The sequence below is a fragment of the Bacillus sp. FSL K6-1003 genome (genome assembly GCF_037964945.1).
GTDB lineage: Bacteria > Bacillota > Bacilli > Bacillales > Bacillaceae > Bacillus > Bacillus mojavensis.
In genome coordinates, this window is the sequence record NZ_CP150176.1 from 1,149,607 (window position 1) to 1,163,716 (window position 14,110).

The following is a 14,110-nucleotide window of genomic DNA, read 5'->3' on the forward strand; positions in this document are numbered from 1 at the left end:
TCTGCCCGGGTGTTACGCCATACCTTTTTGAATCCAGATCCGTGAGCGCCATCTTCTGTACATGAGGATTCCCCGGACCCATTCATCAGCGATAAAAGAAATCCATACGCCGGCAAGCCCGAAGCCGAGATGAATGCCCAATAGATAAGCAAGCGGAAGGCCGATGCCCCACATGGAAATCATGGCCATGTAGACTGGGAATTTCGCATCCCCCGCGGCGCGCAGGGAGTTAATGATAATCACATTAAACGAGCGGCCCGGTTCAAGGATGATGGTCATCGCAATCAAAAGGCTTGCAGTGGCAATAATATCAGGGCTTTGTGTAAAGATGCCGATAAGGTCTTTTGAAAAGATGGTCATCAAAACAGATGTGGCCGCAGCGATTCCAAGCGCCCAATACAAGCTTTTCATGCAGCGCTCATATGCGGCGTCAAACTGTTTGCCGCCGATATAGCGGCCGATTAAAATTTGTGTGCCTTGGCTGATCGCAGTCCCGAAGAGCAGAATAAACATCGTAATATTTTGCGTATACACTTTGGTTGTTAAAGCCTGCGCACCCATGATGGCAATAAAATAAGTGACAATCATTTGCGAAAGGTTATAAGAAAGCTGTTCGCCTGCTGAAGGAATGCCGATTTTCAGCAGCTTGCGCAAATGGTCTTTATGCATATGAAATACTTTTTTCAACGACATCTTCAGCTGAATGCGTTTGTTTACAATGACAATCATCGCGATTAATCCGATGACACGTGCGATAGATGTGGACATGGCAACACCGGCAACGCCGAGAACAGGAAAGCCGAACAGACCGAAAATGACAACAAAGTTTCCGGCAATGTTTAAAATGTTCATGCCGATTGTGACAAACATTGTATCCTTTGTGTGGCCGTAGCTTTTTAAGATCGCGCTGAATGTCATGATTAAAGCCTGAATAAAGGACAGACCTCCGACAACTTGTAAAAAGACTTTAGCGTCAGGCATCAGCTCATTTGATAATCCCATCATTTGAAGCAGAGGAACTGCCGCAAAAAAGATGAGAGCGCTGATGGCAAGGCTGATGAAGAAGTTGGCTGCGATTGACACATAAGCGACTTCCATAGCTTCTTTCTTTTGCCGGGATCCTAAAAATTGCGAGATGACAACAGTTGTACCTGTTGCGATAAAGCTGAACATCACGATAATTAAATTCAAAATCTGGTTGCTGACGCCGACTGCCGCCACACTGTTATCTGAGTATTGGCTGAGCATCAGTGTATCAGCATTACCCATAAACATATATAATGAGACCTCAATAAAGATCGGCCAAGTAAGCGAAAATAATGAGAACGATTTGTCAGCGGGTTTTTTCAAAGCAGTTGATTTGAAGACAGCTTGTTTCATAGTGTCTAACCCCTTTCGTAAATAAAATCAACGTTTTAAAGTGTACCTCCATTTCCTTATAATAAAAAGGGAGAGAAACGATACTTCTTGCAAAAATCCGACTTAAAAAGGAGGATGATCAAATTGCCTCGCATCCTGTTTACAGTCCCGCCTTTTCCGGTGTTTATTGCAGCCGGAGAAGGTGTTTTTAAAAAAGGAGAAACCCATGTCAAACGTGTTTTCTCTGTATTTGATCTGATATACGTCAAGCAGGGGACGTTATATATCACTGAAAATGAAAAATCGTTCTCCGTTGAAGGGGGCGAATATATCTTGCTTTCTCCCGGTCTTGAACACTATGGGACAAAGGGCAGTGATGAAGCGACCTCCTATTATTGGCTTCACTTTGATGAACATAGATACGAATTTACCGCAAAAGGGGGCAGCAATTGGGCAGAGCTTCAGCAGGAAAAGGGGAGCTTCGAGGAACCGGCCCGCTACGGACTTGCATTGCCGAGAAAAGGCAAGGTGCAGCGCCCGCAATTTATGGCGCAGCAATTTGAAAGACTTATTGATTATTCTGCAGAAAACTCCGATTTGCCGCTCAGAAAACAAATTTTGTTTGAGGAGCTGATGCTGCACCTGCAAAAAGAGGCGTTCCAAATTCCATCTGCAAAAGAGCGGGTGGCATGGGAGGCGGCCCGATACTTACAGGAGCATTATAAGGAGAAAACGACAATCAAGGATCTGTCACTCGCCCTGCACTATAATCAGGATTATGTGACCCGCTGCATGCAGCAAGTGCTTGGTGTTACGCCGGGCCAATACACAAATCGGGTGAGAATGACCGAGGCCAAGCGCCTTTTATCCTCGACAAATGATAAAATGGGCATCATCGCTGAAACGATTGGAATGGAGGACCCGACATACTTTTCAAAGCTCTTTAAGCAAATCGAAGGCATTTCACCAATTGAATACCGGAAAATTGTCAGCCGGAAAGTTCAATAAGCAGACGAGGGATGAAGATGAAAACGACAATTTACGATGTGGCGAGAAAGGCGGGTGTCTCGATCACGACCGTTTCGCGCGTCATTAACCATACGGGCCGTATCAGCGACAAAACAAGGCAAAGGGTCATGAATGTAATGAAGGAAATGGAGTACACGCCCAATGTCCACGCCGCTGCTTTAACGGGAAAGCGAACCAATATTATCGGCCTTGTGACGCCTGATATTTCAAATCCGTTTTACGGCGAGCTCGCGAAAAGCATAGAGGAAAGAGCGGATGAGCTTGGTTTTCAGATAATCATTTGCAGTACCGATTACGATCCGAAAAAAGAAACGAAATATTTTTCTGTCTTAAAGCAAAAAAACGTAGACGGCATCATTTTTGCGACAGGAATTGAGAATCATGACAGCATGGCCGCTTTAGAGGAAATCATTAACGAACATATCCCGCTCGCCATGATTTCTCAGGATAAGCCTCTTCTTCCGATGGATATTGTCGTGATGGATGATGTGCTCGGCGGGTATGAGGCTGCCAAGCATCTTCTATCACTGGGCCACACAAAGATCGCCTGCATTGTGGGTGATGGGTCAACGACAGGTGAAAAAGACAGAATCAAAGGATTTCGGCAGGCGATGGAGGAAGCGAATGTGCCGGTCGATGAGTCGCTGATCATTCCGACACGCTTCTCTTTGGAAAGCGGAAAAGAACAGGCTGGAAGATTGCTGGACAGGGATAAGCCTACGGCTATTTTCGCTTTTAACGATGTATTGGCCTGTGCCGCCATTCAGGCGGCGAGAATAAGAGGCATGAAAGTCCCGGATGACCTGTCCATCATTGGTTTTGATAACACCATACTCGCTGAAATGGTCGATCCGCCCCTGACTACAATAGCCCAGCCGATTAAAGAAATGGGGCAGCGCGTCATTGAACTGCTGGCGGAAGAAATCGAAGGAAAACGAAAGACAAAACAAAAAATAGTGTTATCACCTGAGCTAGTGATCAGACATTCTACATCACCGTTCAAGAAAAGAATCCGATAATACAGCGGGTTCTTTTCTTTTTGACAGAGAAGACGAAAAAGATATTGCATGGGAACAAAGGACATTGTAAAATGAAATCACCTTTTGAGAAAGCGCTTGCGCAATAAATATCAGCCAAATAGTGGGTAAACCGCTATTTTTTTAAAGCATTTTGGTGAAGCGCTTTCATTAGGCGGTAAAAAAGGAGTATGAGGAGATGAGGACATGGGGAATCGAGTAAGATGCGCGGTATTAGGGTTAGGGAGACTGGGACACTATCATGCAAGAAACCTTATGACCAGTGTTCCGGGAGCTGAGCTTGTCAGTGTCGGTGATCCGATGAAAGGGAAAGCCGAGCAGGTCGCTAAAGAATTCGGGCTTGAAAAATGGTCGGAGGATCCGCATGAGATTTTAGCAGATCCCGAGATTGATGCAGTGGTCATCGTAACGCCGACAAGCACACATGGGGAAATGATCATCAAAGCGGCGGAAAACGGCAAGCAGATTTTCGTTGAAAAACCGCTGACATTAAGCCTTGAGGAATCAAAGGCGGTTTCTGAAAAAATAAAAGAAACAGGTGTCATCTGCCAAGTCGGTTTTATGAGGCGTTTTGATCCTGCATATGCGGATGCGAAACGGCGGATAGATGCGGGTGAGATCGGCAAACCCATTTATTATAAAGGCTTTACACGCGACCAGGGAGCGCCTCCCGCTGAGTTTATCAAACATAGCGGAGGGATCTTTATCGACTGTTCCATCCATGACTACGATATTGCCCGTTATTTGCTCGGAGCGGAGATTACTTCTGTTTCCGGACACGGCCGGATCTTAAACAACCCATTTATGGAACAATACGGCGATGTTGATCAGGCGCTGACGTATTTAGAATTTGATTCCGGCGCAGCTGGGGACGTTGAGGCAAGCAGAACTTCTCCATACGGACATGACATCCGTGCAGAAATTATCGGGACAGAAGGCAGTATTTTCATAGGGACATTGAGAAATCAACATGTGACCATCTTGACCGCTAAAGGGAGCAGCTATGAGATTATCCCAGACTTTCAAACTCGTTTTCATGAAGCCTACTGCTTGGAGCTTCAGCATTTTGCCGAGTGTGTCCGGAGTGGTAAAGCGCCGATTGTGACAGATATCGATGCGACGATCAATTTAGAAGTCGGCATCGCCGCAACCCATTCGTATCGAAGCGGCAGGCCTGTACAGTTGGATGAGAAGAGTGCTTACACTAGTTTGTCAACCTTATCATGATACCTATAGCTTCCGTATTCCTGCAAATTCATATCAAAAAAGCAAGGACAATTTAGCCCTTGCTTTCTGTCTTTTCATATAGATAATAGACATAATCGGTTGGTACACCTGTATGGCCAAGCTGCCTTAGCATTGCGGTCACGTTCCCTCTGTGATACGTGCCATGGTTGACGACATGCAGGATGACGTCTGCATAAGTTGTCTCTAGTGTTCCATGTGTCGGATGCTGAAATGAGACTTGCTGTTCAAAGTCCGTCTGGCGGCTGAAGAAATCATGATACTGTGCCTCCAGTTCAGCTACATGCTCTTTAATCGCTGCCATATTACGATGTGCAGCCTCGAATTTGCCGACACTGTCTATCACCTCTTTGTAGGTTGCTCCTGAAAGAGTTTTCAGCCATATGTAGTCAGCCCTGCACATATGAAGCAGCACGTCGCTGACAGAAGGGAATACGCTCTTTACTTCTTGATAAGCCGTTTCCTCCGGCAGGTTTTCGATATGGTTCAATACTCGCTTGTTCGCCCAGCAATGGTAGTCATAAAACTGTCTTGCATCAGTCACAAACATCGCCCCCTTTTCTAAATAGAATTCGATGTTTAGGCTGTGTTTTCCTTTAGTTAACGAAAGATCGAGAACAAGAAATAGACGGCGGCAGCCCACATTACCACCGCAGAACATTTGTTTACGATTAGCATAAGCCTGCCGCTTGTATCCATCGTCTGAAACAGCCGGCCCGCTAGCGCAAGACTGATAAACCAAATCCAAGACACAGCGATGCAGGCGGTCATAAAGAGCCATTTCTCAAGCCCTGAATATTGGAGCGAGCTCGTGCCGATGATGCCGATCGTGTCCAGAATAGCGTGTGGGTTTAAAAGAGAAACGGCGGCCGCAAACGCAGCTTGTTTTTTAGCTGTGAACGTATGTTTCTCATTTTGGTTTGCTTTCGGACGGCTGTTCCAAGTCACCCAGCCCATATAGAGAAGAAACAAAAATCCGCCGGTCATGATGACGGTTTCAAACATAGGCAGCTGTTGCACGATGACAGATACGCCTGCGACAGCTAAAACAATTAACAGAGTATCGCAGACAGAAGCGCTAATGATGGCGGGGAGTGCCCGCCAAATATGCCTTTGCCACGCTCCCTGCTGAAAAATAAACACATTCTGCGCCCCCAGCGGCAAAATTAAGCCGAAGGCCAGCACGATTCCGTGAATCATTGCATTCATGCTGGAAAAACTCCCTTCACATCTGTTTTTCTCATGATAATAGAGAAGATTTTACATGTCTCCGGCCATTTGGTTGGTTTTGAAACCATCCAAATGTATAATGATGAAAAAAAGGGGGCGTAACGTTGTCACATTGGCAGCCGAGCCGTGAATCGGACATTCCGCTTCATCGGCAAATCGAGCAATATATAAAAGAAAAAATTCTCCATGGCGAGTGGGCTGTAGGGACGAAAATTCCGTCGCAAAGAACGCTGGCGGATATGTTTCAGGTTAACCGGAGCACAGTGACAGCGGCGATTGATGAACTCGCGTCTCAAGGTCTGTTAGAGGGGAGAAGAGGCGGCGGCACGAAGGTAGTAAACAGAACATGGAGCGTGCTTGCGTCAGCTCCGCCGCTTGATTGGAGCACCTATGTCCGCTCAGGGATTCATCATCCCAATTCTTCTATCATTCAGTATATTAATAAAAACGAGGTGCGAGCGGATATCATTCGGCTGGGAACGGGAGAGCTTTCACCAGAGCTGCTGCCGGCTGAAACGATGAGCAGGATGTTTCAGCAAATCAATCCGCCTGCCCTGTCTTTAGGATACGAACAGCCGAAAGGAAATATAAACCTGCGGGAGGCGGTGGCTGAGCATTTAAAAACAAAGCATATCAATGTGTCACCTTCCGCCATTTTAATTGTATCCGGCGCACTGCAGGCGCTCCAGCTCATTTCGATTGGGCTTTTAAAGCGGGATTCAGTCATTTTAACAGAAAAACCATCCTATCTTCACTCTTTACATGTGTTTCAATCCGCAGGGATGCGGCTTCGCGGCGTGCCTATGGATGAAGAAGGAATGCAGCCGGGACTGATTTCAGCTTACCGGAAGCAATACGGGGGCCAGCTGCTTTACACGATCCCGTCGTTTCATAATCCGACTGGCATCGTCATGTCAGAGAGGAGAAGGGAAGAGGTTGTCAATTTGTCAAAAAAAGAGCAGCTGCCGGTCATTGAGGATAATGCGTACGGTGATTTGTGGTTGGAAGAACAGCCGCCGCTGCCGTTAAAGTCGATGGATCAGGAAGGCAATGTCCTGTATCTCGGCACGTTTTCGAAAACAGTAAGCCCCGGTCTTCGAATCGGCTGGCTGGTCGGCCCGGAACCAGTTATTGAAAGGCTGGCTGACATTAAAATGCAGACGGATTACGGATCAAGCGGCCTCTCTCAATGGGCAGCGGCGCAATGGCTGTCACAAGGTTATTATGATGAACACCTCGCTTGGGTAAGAGTGGAACTGAAGAAAAGGAGAGACGCGGCACTTCAGTTTCTTCAGCAGTATGCAGGGGATATAGCCGAGTGGCGCATTCCAGCCGGCGGCTTTTATATATGGGTCACATTCCACAAACAACTGCCTGTTAGGCAGCTGTTTCTTGAATTATTGAAACAGCATGTGCTGGTGAACCCCGGTTCCGTTTATGACGGCGAAGACCGGCGCAGCATCCGGCTGTCGTATTCCTATGCGTCTCTTCAGGAACTGAAAACCGGCATTAAGGCGGCTGCAGAGACAGCCCGCCGCCTGATGACACAGGCTTAAGCTAGACGATGACAGCCCCCAGCGCTCTCGCAAAGGCCATTGCGTGCTCCGGAGCAATTTTGCAGCCTTTTAATTTGTCTAGTGAAACATGGATCTGTTCAAACCTGCAGGAGCTGATGTCCACGTTTTGAAGTGACGTACCGGTAAAGTTGGCGCCCTCCAGTTCGCATGCATCAAAGTGTGTCTGCTGGAGCGCCATGCTGCTGCATTCACTTTGCAGTAGGACACAATGATGAAACAGAACGTGTTTCATGTTCGAATAATAAAATGAACTGAATTGTCCATGACATTCCTCGAACGACACATTCCGCAGCGTTGAGTCCGCCAGGTTCATCCCGACCATCTTCGATTGCTTAAATAAAGTTCTGTGAAGAACAGCCCCGCTGAAATCAGCGTTCGATACATCACATTTTTCGAAAATCACATCTGTCAGCTCAATAAAACGAAAGGAAACATCGATAAACATGACATTCCGAAATACGGTTTTTTCAATACAAAGCCTGTCTATGTCTTCACCGGAAATTGAACAATCTTCAAATAAATGCATGCTGATTACATCATCTGTTGCAGCCGTTTCATGAAAATCGGCAACTTGCAGGTTTTCTGGTACGTACGGTTTTTGAATCGCTGTTTTATTCATCATCTGACATCCTTTACATTCCTGAATGACCTAAAGCCATCAGGATCAATTTCATAGATCGTTTACGCGAATTGATACATATAGTAAAACGTGAAGGGCCTTTTCTGGGTGCTGCAAGCCCGCTTGTTTTGTAAGCATAAATGCAAAGCTTCCAGCACGTCAAGGCGTTTACAAGACCGGAAAGAAAAGGGAACAGGAGGAATGTGGAGTGGGGCATTACGTAAAAACCGAGGAGCATGTGACACTGTTTGTGGAGGATATCGGGCAGGGAAGGCCGATTATTTTTTTGCATGGCTGGCCGCTGAATCATAAGATGTTTGAATATCAAATGAATGAGCTGCCGAAAAGAGGTTTCCGTTTTATTGGTATCGATTTTCGGGGCTACGGGGATTCCGACCGTCCGTGGGAAGGCTACGATTATGACACGATGGCAGATGACGTGAAGGCAGTCATTTATACGCTGCAGCTTGAGAACGCGGTTCTTGCCGGTTTTTCGATGGGCGGCGCAATTGCGATCCGCTACATGGCAAGGCATGAGAGCGCCGATATCGATAAGCTGGTTTTATTGTCAGCGGCCGCGCCTGCATTTACAAAGCGCCCGGGCTATCCGTACGGCATGAGGAAACAGGACATTGATGACATGATTGAACAATTCAAAAGCGATCGGCCGAAGACGCTTGCTGACCTGGGAAAGCAGTTTTTCGAGAAACAAGTTTCTCCGGAGTTCCAGCAATGGTTCCAGAATCTTTTGCTGGACGCTTCCTCTTACGGAACGATTCACTCAGGCATTGCGTTAAGAGACGAGGATCTCAGAAAGGATCTGGCGGACATCAAGGTGCCGACACTCATCCTGCACGGCAGAAAGGACAAAATCGCTCCGTTTGATTTTGCTAGAGAATTAAAACGCGGCATAAAGCAGTCGGAATTGGTTCCATTTGAAAACAATGGACACGGGCTCTTTTATGAGGAAAAAGAAAAAATCAACAGCCTGATTGCGCAGTTTGCTAAATAAAAAAACCCGATCAATGTCGGGTTTTTTAAATAATGCCTTTGCGCTGCAATTCTTTAATGATCAAATCAGCTCCGTCCGTAATGGACGTTTGGTCAGATTCAATGATTAAATCGGGAGAGAGAGGTGCTTCATATGGAGAATCAATCCCCGTGAAATGTTTAATGTCTCCGTTGCGCGCTTTTTTATAAAGGCCTTTCGGATCCCGCTGTTCACAAATCTGGAGCGGGCATTTCACATAAATTTCTAGAAATTCTCCGTCGGGAAACAGCGCTCTGACCATATCCCGATCCTCTCTGAACGGAGAAATAAAAGCTGTTAAGATCATTTGGCCGCTATCGACAAACAGCTTCGCGACTTCCCCAATCCGGCGGATGTTTTCAATTCTGTCCTCAGTCCGAAAGCCGAGATCTTGATTCAATCCGTGGCGGATATTATCGCCGTCCAGCACATAACTCCGAATTCCCATGCGATAGAGCTTTTCATCTACTGCATTGGCGAGGACTGATTTTCCTGAGCCGGACAGACCGGTAAACCAAAGGGCGCAGCTTTTATGTCCGTTTAAACTTTGTCTGTCAGATTTTTTGATCGCCGCGGGATGCCAAACGATATTTGGATTATGTGTCATTCTGATCCCTCGCTGTTTCTCTGAATGGCAACAGGCTGCTGATGGAGCCCTTTTATCAGTACGTTTGCGACCTCGGGCCGGCTGAATTCTTTCGGCGGTTTTTTGCCTTGGCGGAGAAGCTCCCTCACTTTGGTGCCTGATAAATGGATGTGATCTCTTGCGCTGTGCGGGCACGTTTTGGAGGTGCCCATATTTCCGCATTTCCGGCAGTAAAAGCTATGTTCAAAAAACAACGGCTTGATACCCAGCTCTTCCTCGGTGAACGATCCGAAAATGGTCTGTGCGTCGTACGTTCCGTAATAGCTGCCGACGCCTGCATGATCGCGGCCGACGATAAAATGGGTGCAGCCGTAATTTTTGCGGACGAGCGCATGGAAAATCGCTTCACGCGGTCCGGCATACCGCATGGCGGCAGGGAACACCGATAACATCACCCGGTCCTTTGGATAATACTGGTCAAGCAAAACTTGATAGCTTTCCATTCTGATATCACTCGGAATATCATCTGATTTCGTTTCTCCTACTAGCGGATGAAGCAGCAGACCGTCGACGGTTTCTAACGCTGTTTTTTGAATATATTCATGGGCTCTGTGAACGGGATTTCGGGTCTGAAAGCCGACAATCGTTTTCCAGCCGAGCTTTTCAAAGGCCGTTCTCGTTTCTGCCGGCGCTGCATAAAACTGTTCGAAGGACTTGTCGGGAAAGCGGCTGACAAGGATAGTCCCTCCAATATAAAAGTCCGGCCGCTCCAGCAACTTTTTCACTCCGGGGTGGGCGGGGTCGTTTGTTTTATAAACAGACAGCGCCTCCTGTGTTTTATCTGGCTGATAGATATCGGTCACTGTCATCATGCCGTACGTCACGCCGTGTTTCACAAGCTTCACGTGATTTCCGACAGACAGCTGTTTTGCTGTTTCTTCACTGACAGGCAGCGTAATAGGCAGGCTCCACGGCAAACCGTTCGCCAGCCTCATCTCTTTCACAACGGAATGATAATCTTTTTCTCCCAAAAAACCTGTTAACGGGCTGTAGCCGCCGATCCCGATAAGCTCGAGGTCGCTCAGTGCCAGCTGATCAAGCTCAGCTTCGCAAGTGCAGCCATCAAAAGTGCATGCGGGATCGAAGCGGTTGATTAACACCCCTCCATGGGGCTCGATTGCATTCACGTGCTTAACCTCCATCTTTGCGATTTACGTTGTTTTTAACAGTCTGGACGGGCTTCTTCTTCAATTGAAAATGTGAAACCGTAACACATACAGACTTCATTCAAGAAAAAGAATAAAATCTGCTGGCGCTTCCATTCTCAGGACAAGCGTTCTTTCAATCCTGGTGCAGACCGCATTCAGTTTTCTCGCGTCCGGCCCATCTTCCCGCTCTCTCATCATTTGGGTTTGAAGAAGGCAATGTGCACATTTCACAGCCTATGCTCGGATAATTTTGATCGTGCAGTTTGTTGTAAGGCAAATTGTGGAGCCGGATGTACGTCCAAACATCATCCCATGTCCAGTAAATGAGCGGACAGATTTTAATAAGCTTAAATTTCTGATCCTGATTGATGAATTGAATATGCTTTCTCGTCGGCGACTGCTCCCGGCGCAGACCTGAAATCCAAGCTGTCATGCCCGATAAATGTTTTTGTAGAGGTGCGATTTTCCGTAATTGGCAGCAAAGATTTGGGTTGTGTTTCCATAATTCATCGCCGTACTGCTCCGCTTGTTCCTTTAAGTTCAGTTCGGGTTCAAGCAGCTGGATCGTAAATGCCGGGTATCTTTGTTTGACGGCTTCGATCAGCTCATATGTTTTCTGAAAATGGAGCCCTGTATCTAAAAAGATGATGTGCGCATGTTTGTTGATCTTTGAAATTAAGTCGAGAAGCACCATCCCTTCAGCGCCAAAGCTGCATGCATACACGATCTTATCCCCGTATGTCCTGTAAGCCCATTTCAATACATCGAGCTCATCGATCAACAATTGGTCCGTTATCTCTTTTGACAGCGTTTCGTTCCATGTGTCAAACGTGATGTGTTCGTTCAATATTTTCCCCCCGTTTTGCATCTGTCTGTTTTTTATCTATTGATCGAGTTATAGGCAGACTATTCACTTTTGAGATAAAGGTTCGTGCGGTAGCCGCCTAAAATGAGGAGACGGAGGCGCGGCGGAACCAATAAGAGACCAGCTGAATATGCTTTTTAGCAAAATGGTTTTATGCCCAAGGAGAGGTATTATGCCGATTACCATTTATCAGGGGCATCATCATTCACTTGCCCCGGCAGATATCAATATCGTTATTGACGTCATTCGAGCCTTTACCGTAGCCCATTTTGCTTTTATCGGCGGGGCGAAAGAAATTCTCTTGGTCCGGACAACTGAGGAAGCCTTCAAGCTGAAAGAAACCTATCCGGATTATGTATTAACAGGAGAGGAAAAGGGGGTCGGAATCAAGGGGTTTGATTTGGATAATTCCCCAAAGCGTATGGCTGAGCAGGATATGGTGGATAAGCGGCTGATTCAGAAAACGACAAACGGCGTCACAGCAGCGTTAGGAGCGCTGAAGGCCAAGCATCTTTTTGTGACCGGATTTTCTAATGCCAGAACAACAGCGGAATATGTGAAAAAGCTCACTGCAAAAGATTGTGTGCTGAACATTGTGGCTTCCCATCCGTCAGGTGATGATGATATGGCGTGTGCGGAATATATCAAAAGCATCATAGAAGGGACGAATGGTGCGGCGGCCGAAGTGATTGAAAGAATCAAAACCTCATCCGTTGCGGAGAAGTTTTTTGACAGCAGCCAGCCGTTATTTGATCCGGAAGACATTGCGTACTGTACAAAAGAAATAACGGGCGATTTCGTGATGAAAGTAAAACAAGAAAGAGAAGTTCCAACGATAGAGAGGGTCCTGATATGAATGATTTTTCACTAGAATTGCCAGTGAGAACAAGTAAACCGAGAGAAAACGGACAGACCATTTTAATCGACAACGGCTACCCCTTGCTGTTTTTCAAAGATGTAATAGGCGCGGCATCCGACTATATTGATTTTGTGAAATTCGGCTGGGGCACTTCATTACTTACAAAAGACCTTGAAGAAAAAATCAGCTCCCTGAAAGAGCATGACGTGAAGTTTTTCTTCGGCGGCACACTGTTTGAGAAATATGTAAGCCAGAATAAAGTCAATGAATTTCATCGGTACTGCACCTATTTCGGGTGCGAATATATTGAGATCTCAAACGGCACTCTCCCAATGACGAATAAAGAAAAAGCGGCTTACATTGCTGATTTTTCTGATGAATTTCTTGTGCTCAGCGAGGTGGGCAGCAAGGATGAAGAAGTGTCAAGCTGCCAGTGCTCTGAGGAATGGCTTGAGTATATTCTCGAAGATATGGAGGCAGGCGCAGAGAAGGTGATTACGGAAGCAAGGGAAAGCGGAACAGGAGGTATCTGTTCCAGCAGCGGAGATGTCCGGTTTCAAATCGTTGATGATATCATTTCGTCAGATATTGATATCAGCCGAATGATATTTGAAGCACCGAACAAAACGCTCCAGCAAGGGTTCATTCAAAGGATCGGGCCGAATGTCAATCTGGCGAATATCTCATTTCACGATGCGATTGCTCTGGAGACTTTGCGCTTGGGGTTAAGATCCGATACTTTTTATTTGTAAAACAGCGGCTGCGGGGCTCTCGGTATCGGGAGAGCCTCTTGCCTATTACTTTTTATGACGGTACATAGGCGTAAGTATGGGAAGAGAGGTCAGGCGGATGTTATAGATGAAGTCGATGACTCTTGTTGAGATCACTTGGCAAATCAGAGCTTGAATCACAATGCCCCAGGCAATAATTGATGCGGTAATCATAAAAATGATGCAATTCATAATGAGCAAGATGGTTCCCGGGTTTCCGCCCCGGTAAATTGAGATCATGAGAGCAAGAGCTCCAAATCCTCCGTTAGAAATCTTATATTTGTATAAAAGTCCGATGCCGAGTCCTAATAAAACGGCGCCGCTTGCCAAATCAAGCCACAGGTTTGATGTAATGTCCGGAAAAATGACATCAAAAATCAATACCGAAACAGAGGTGACGGTAATCGAGGCGAGAGTGCCGGTAAATGTTCTCATCTCCAGCCATTTTAAAGCAGTAAAAAGCATCGACACATTCACAGCCCATACCGAGAAGCCGTGGGGAATGTGAAACAAATGGTGCAATAAGACTGCAATACCTGCCGCCCCGCCTGTCGGAATATCATGCGGAAATAAAAATAAGGACATGCCGAGTCCCTGTAATACACCGCCTGTGACAATCATAAACGTGAGTTTTGCTTTCATCAGCAGTTCAGCCATTAAGTCATTTGCTCCTTTATGAAAAGACTTGTCCGCTGT

At 46.5% G+C, this 14,110-nt stretch carries 15 protein-coding genes; 7 read left to right on the top strand and 8 right to left on the bottom strand.

The genetic code is table 11. The features are described from left to right. Positions 1-12: 12 nt before the first annotated feature. On the bottom strand, positions 13-1,380 hold the full coding sequence (locus NSU16_RS05835; protein ID WP_326197281.1) for an MATE family efflux transporter: 1,368 nt from the start codon (positions 1,378-1,380) through the stop codon (positions 13-15). A 123-nt stretch (positions 1,381-1,503) separates the two neighbouring features. Between NSU16_RS05835 and NSU16_RS05840 the strand changes: the two genes are divergently transcribed. The 3 genes from NSU16_RS05840 (at position 1,504) to NSU16_RS05850 (ending at position 4,652) form a co-directional block, all read left to right on the top strand. Then, entirely contained in the window at positions 1,504-2,367 is an 864-nt protein-coding gene (locus NSU16_RS05840; protein ID WP_339192655.1) for an AraC family transcriptional regulator, read from the top strand. A 17-nt stretch (positions 2,368-2,384) separates the two neighbouring features. Then, positions 2,385-3,407 carry a LacI family DNA-binding transcriptional regulator gene (locus NSU16_RS05845; protein WP_339192285.1) on the top strand — a complete coding sequence of 341 codons (1,023 nt, stop codon included), beginning with the start codon at positions 2,385-2,387 and terminating at the stop codon, positions 3,405-3,407. A gap of 204 nt (positions 3,408-3,611) precedes the next feature. Beyond that, complete coding sequence (locus tag NSU16_RS05850; RefSeq protein WP_010333684.1) at positions 3,612-4,652, top strand: Gfo/Idh/MocA family oxidoreductase; 1,041 nt, start codon at positions 3,612-3,614, stop codon at positions 4,650-4,652. 52 nt (positions 4,653-4,704) lie between these two features. Here the strand turns inward: NSU16_RS05850 and NSU16_RS05855 are convergent, their stop codons facing one another. Beyond that, entirely contained in the window at positions 4,705-5,214 is a 510-nt protein-coding gene (locus NSU16_RS05855) for a DinB family protein (protein WP_339192286.1), read from the bottom strand. A gap of 56 nt (positions 5,215-5,270) precedes the next feature. Continuing rightward, the gene (locus tag NSU16_RS05860; protein WP_268446726.1) at positions 5,271-5,879 is read right to left on the bottom strand and encodes a LysE/ArgO family amino acid transporter; all 609 of its coding nucleotides are present in this window, start codon (positions 5,877-5,879) and stop codon (positions 5,271-5,273) included. A 125-nt stretch (positions 5,880-6,004) separates the two neighbouring features. On the opposite strand from NSU16_RS05860, the gene NSU16_RS05865 reads away from it, so the two are divergent. Beyond that, complete coding sequence (locus tag NSU16_RS05865; protein WP_339192287.1) at positions 6,005-7,456, top strand: PLP-dependent aminotransferase family protein; 1,452 nt, start codon at positions 6,005-6,007, stop codon at positions 7,454-7,456. 1 nt (position 7,457) lies between these two features. Here NSU16_RS05865 and NSU16_RS05870 read toward each other — a convergent pair whose 3' ends face one another. After that, complete coding sequence (locus NSU16_RS05870) at positions 7,458-8,096, bottom strand: pentapeptide repeat-containing protein (protein WP_168747384.1); 639 nt, start codon at positions 8,094-8,096, stop codon at positions 7,458-7,460. A 208-nt stretch (positions 8,097-8,304) separates the two neighbouring features. Here NSU16_RS05870 and NSU16_RS05875 point away from each other — a divergent pair, with 208 nt between their 5' ends. After that, positions 8,305-9,108, top strand: coding sequence for an alpha/beta hydrolase (locus tag NSU16_RS05875; protein WP_168747385.1), 804 nt, complete (start codon positions 8,305-8,307; stop codon positions 9,106-9,108). A 25-nt stretch (positions 9,109-9,133) separates the two neighbouring features. Here NSU16_RS05875 and cysC read toward each other — a convergent pair whose 3' ends face one another. The 3 genes from cysC to NSU16_RS05890 form a co-directional block, all read right to left on the bottom strand. Continuing rightward, positions 9,134-9,733: an adenylyl-sulfate kinase gene (gene cysC, locus NSU16_RS05880; protein ID WP_010333690.1), complete on the bottom strand. Its 600-nt coding sequence runs from the start codon at positions 9,731-9,733 to the stop codon at positions 9,134-9,136. After that, entirely contained in the window at positions 9,730-10,899 is a 1,170-nt protein-coding gene (gene sat, locus NSU16_RS05885; protein ID WP_339192289.1) for a sulfate adenylyltransferase, read from the bottom strand. The genes cysC and sat overlap by 4 nt, the downstream gene beginning before the upstream one ends. A 154-nt stretch (positions 10,900-11,053) precedes the next feature. Next, positions 11,054-11,767, bottom strand: a complete 714-nt coding sequence (locus NSU16_RS05890; protein ID WP_339192290.1) for a phosphoadenylyl-sulfate reductase — start codon at positions 11,765-11,767, stop codon at positions 11,054-11,056. Between the two features lie 190 nt (positions 11,768-11,957). Here NSU16_RS05890 and NSU16_RS05895 point away from each other — a divergent pair, with 190 nt between their 5' ends. Both NSU16_RS05895 and NSU16_RS05900 read left to right on the top strand, forming a co-directional pair. Further along, entirely contained in the window at positions 11,958-12,641 is a 684-nt protein-coding gene (locus tag NSU16_RS05895) for a 2-phosphosulfolactate phosphatase (RefSeq protein WP_229147798.1), read from the top strand. Next, entirely contained in the window at positions 12,638-13,396 is a 759-nt protein-coding gene (locus tag NSU16_RS05900; RefSeq protein ID WP_229147800.1) for a phosphosulfolactate synthase, read from the top strand. Before NSU16_RS05895 ends, NSU16_RS05900 begins: the two co-directional genes overlap by 4 nt. 45 nt (positions 13,397-13,441) lie before the next feature. Here the strand turns inward: NSU16_RS05900 and NSU16_RS05905 are convergent, their stop codons facing one another. Beyond that, positions 13,442-14,071 (bottom strand): YitT family protein, encoded by a 630-nt coding sequence (locus tag NSU16_RS05905; RefSeq protein ID WP_010333695.1) that lies wholly within the window; start codon positions 14,069-14,071, stop codon positions 13,442-13,444. Between the last annotated feature and the right edge of the window lie 39 nt (positions 14,072-14,110).

What these genes read in the sequence shown, in the direction of transcription:
- NSU16_RS05850 (WP_010333684.1), top strand. Translation starts at nt 3,612, where the DNA reads ATGGGGAATCGAGTAAGATGCGCGGTATTAGGGTTAGGGAGACTGGGA.
- NSU16_RS05895 (WP_229147798.1), top strand. Translation starts at nt 11,958, where the DNA reads ATGCCGATTACCATTTATCAGGGGCATCATCATTCACTTGCCCCGGCA.
- NSU16_RS05860 (WP_268446726.1), bottom strand. Translation starts at nt 5,879, where the DNA reads ATGAATGCAATGATTCACGGAATCGTGCTGGCCTTCGGCTTAATTTTG.
- NSU16_RS05900 (WP_229147800.1), top strand. Translation starts at nt 12,638, where the DNA reads ATGAATGATTTTTCACTAGAATTGCCAGTGAGAACAAGTAAACCGAGA.
- NSU16_RS05905 (WP_010333695.1), bottom strand. Translation starts at nt 14,071, where the DNA reads ATGGCTGAACTGCTGATGAAAGCAAAACTCACGTTTATGATTGTCACA.
- cysC (WP_010333690.1), bottom strand. Translation starts at nt 9,733, where the DNA reads ATGACACATAATCCAAATATCGTTTGGCATCCCGCGGCGATCAAAAAA.
- NSU16_RS05835 (WP_326197281.1), bottom strand. Translation starts at nt 1,380, where the DNA reads ATGAAACAAGCTGTCTTCAAATCAACTGCTTTGAAAAAACCCGCTGAC.
- NSU16_RS05845 (WP_339192285.1), top strand. Translation starts at nt 2,385, where the DNA reads ATGAAAACGACAATTTACGATGTGGCGAGAAAGGCGGGTGTCTCGATC.
- NSU16_RS05870 (WP_168747384.1), bottom strand. Translation starts at nt 8,096, where the DNA reads ATGAATAAAACAGCGATTCAAAAACCGTACGTACCAGAAAACCTGCAA.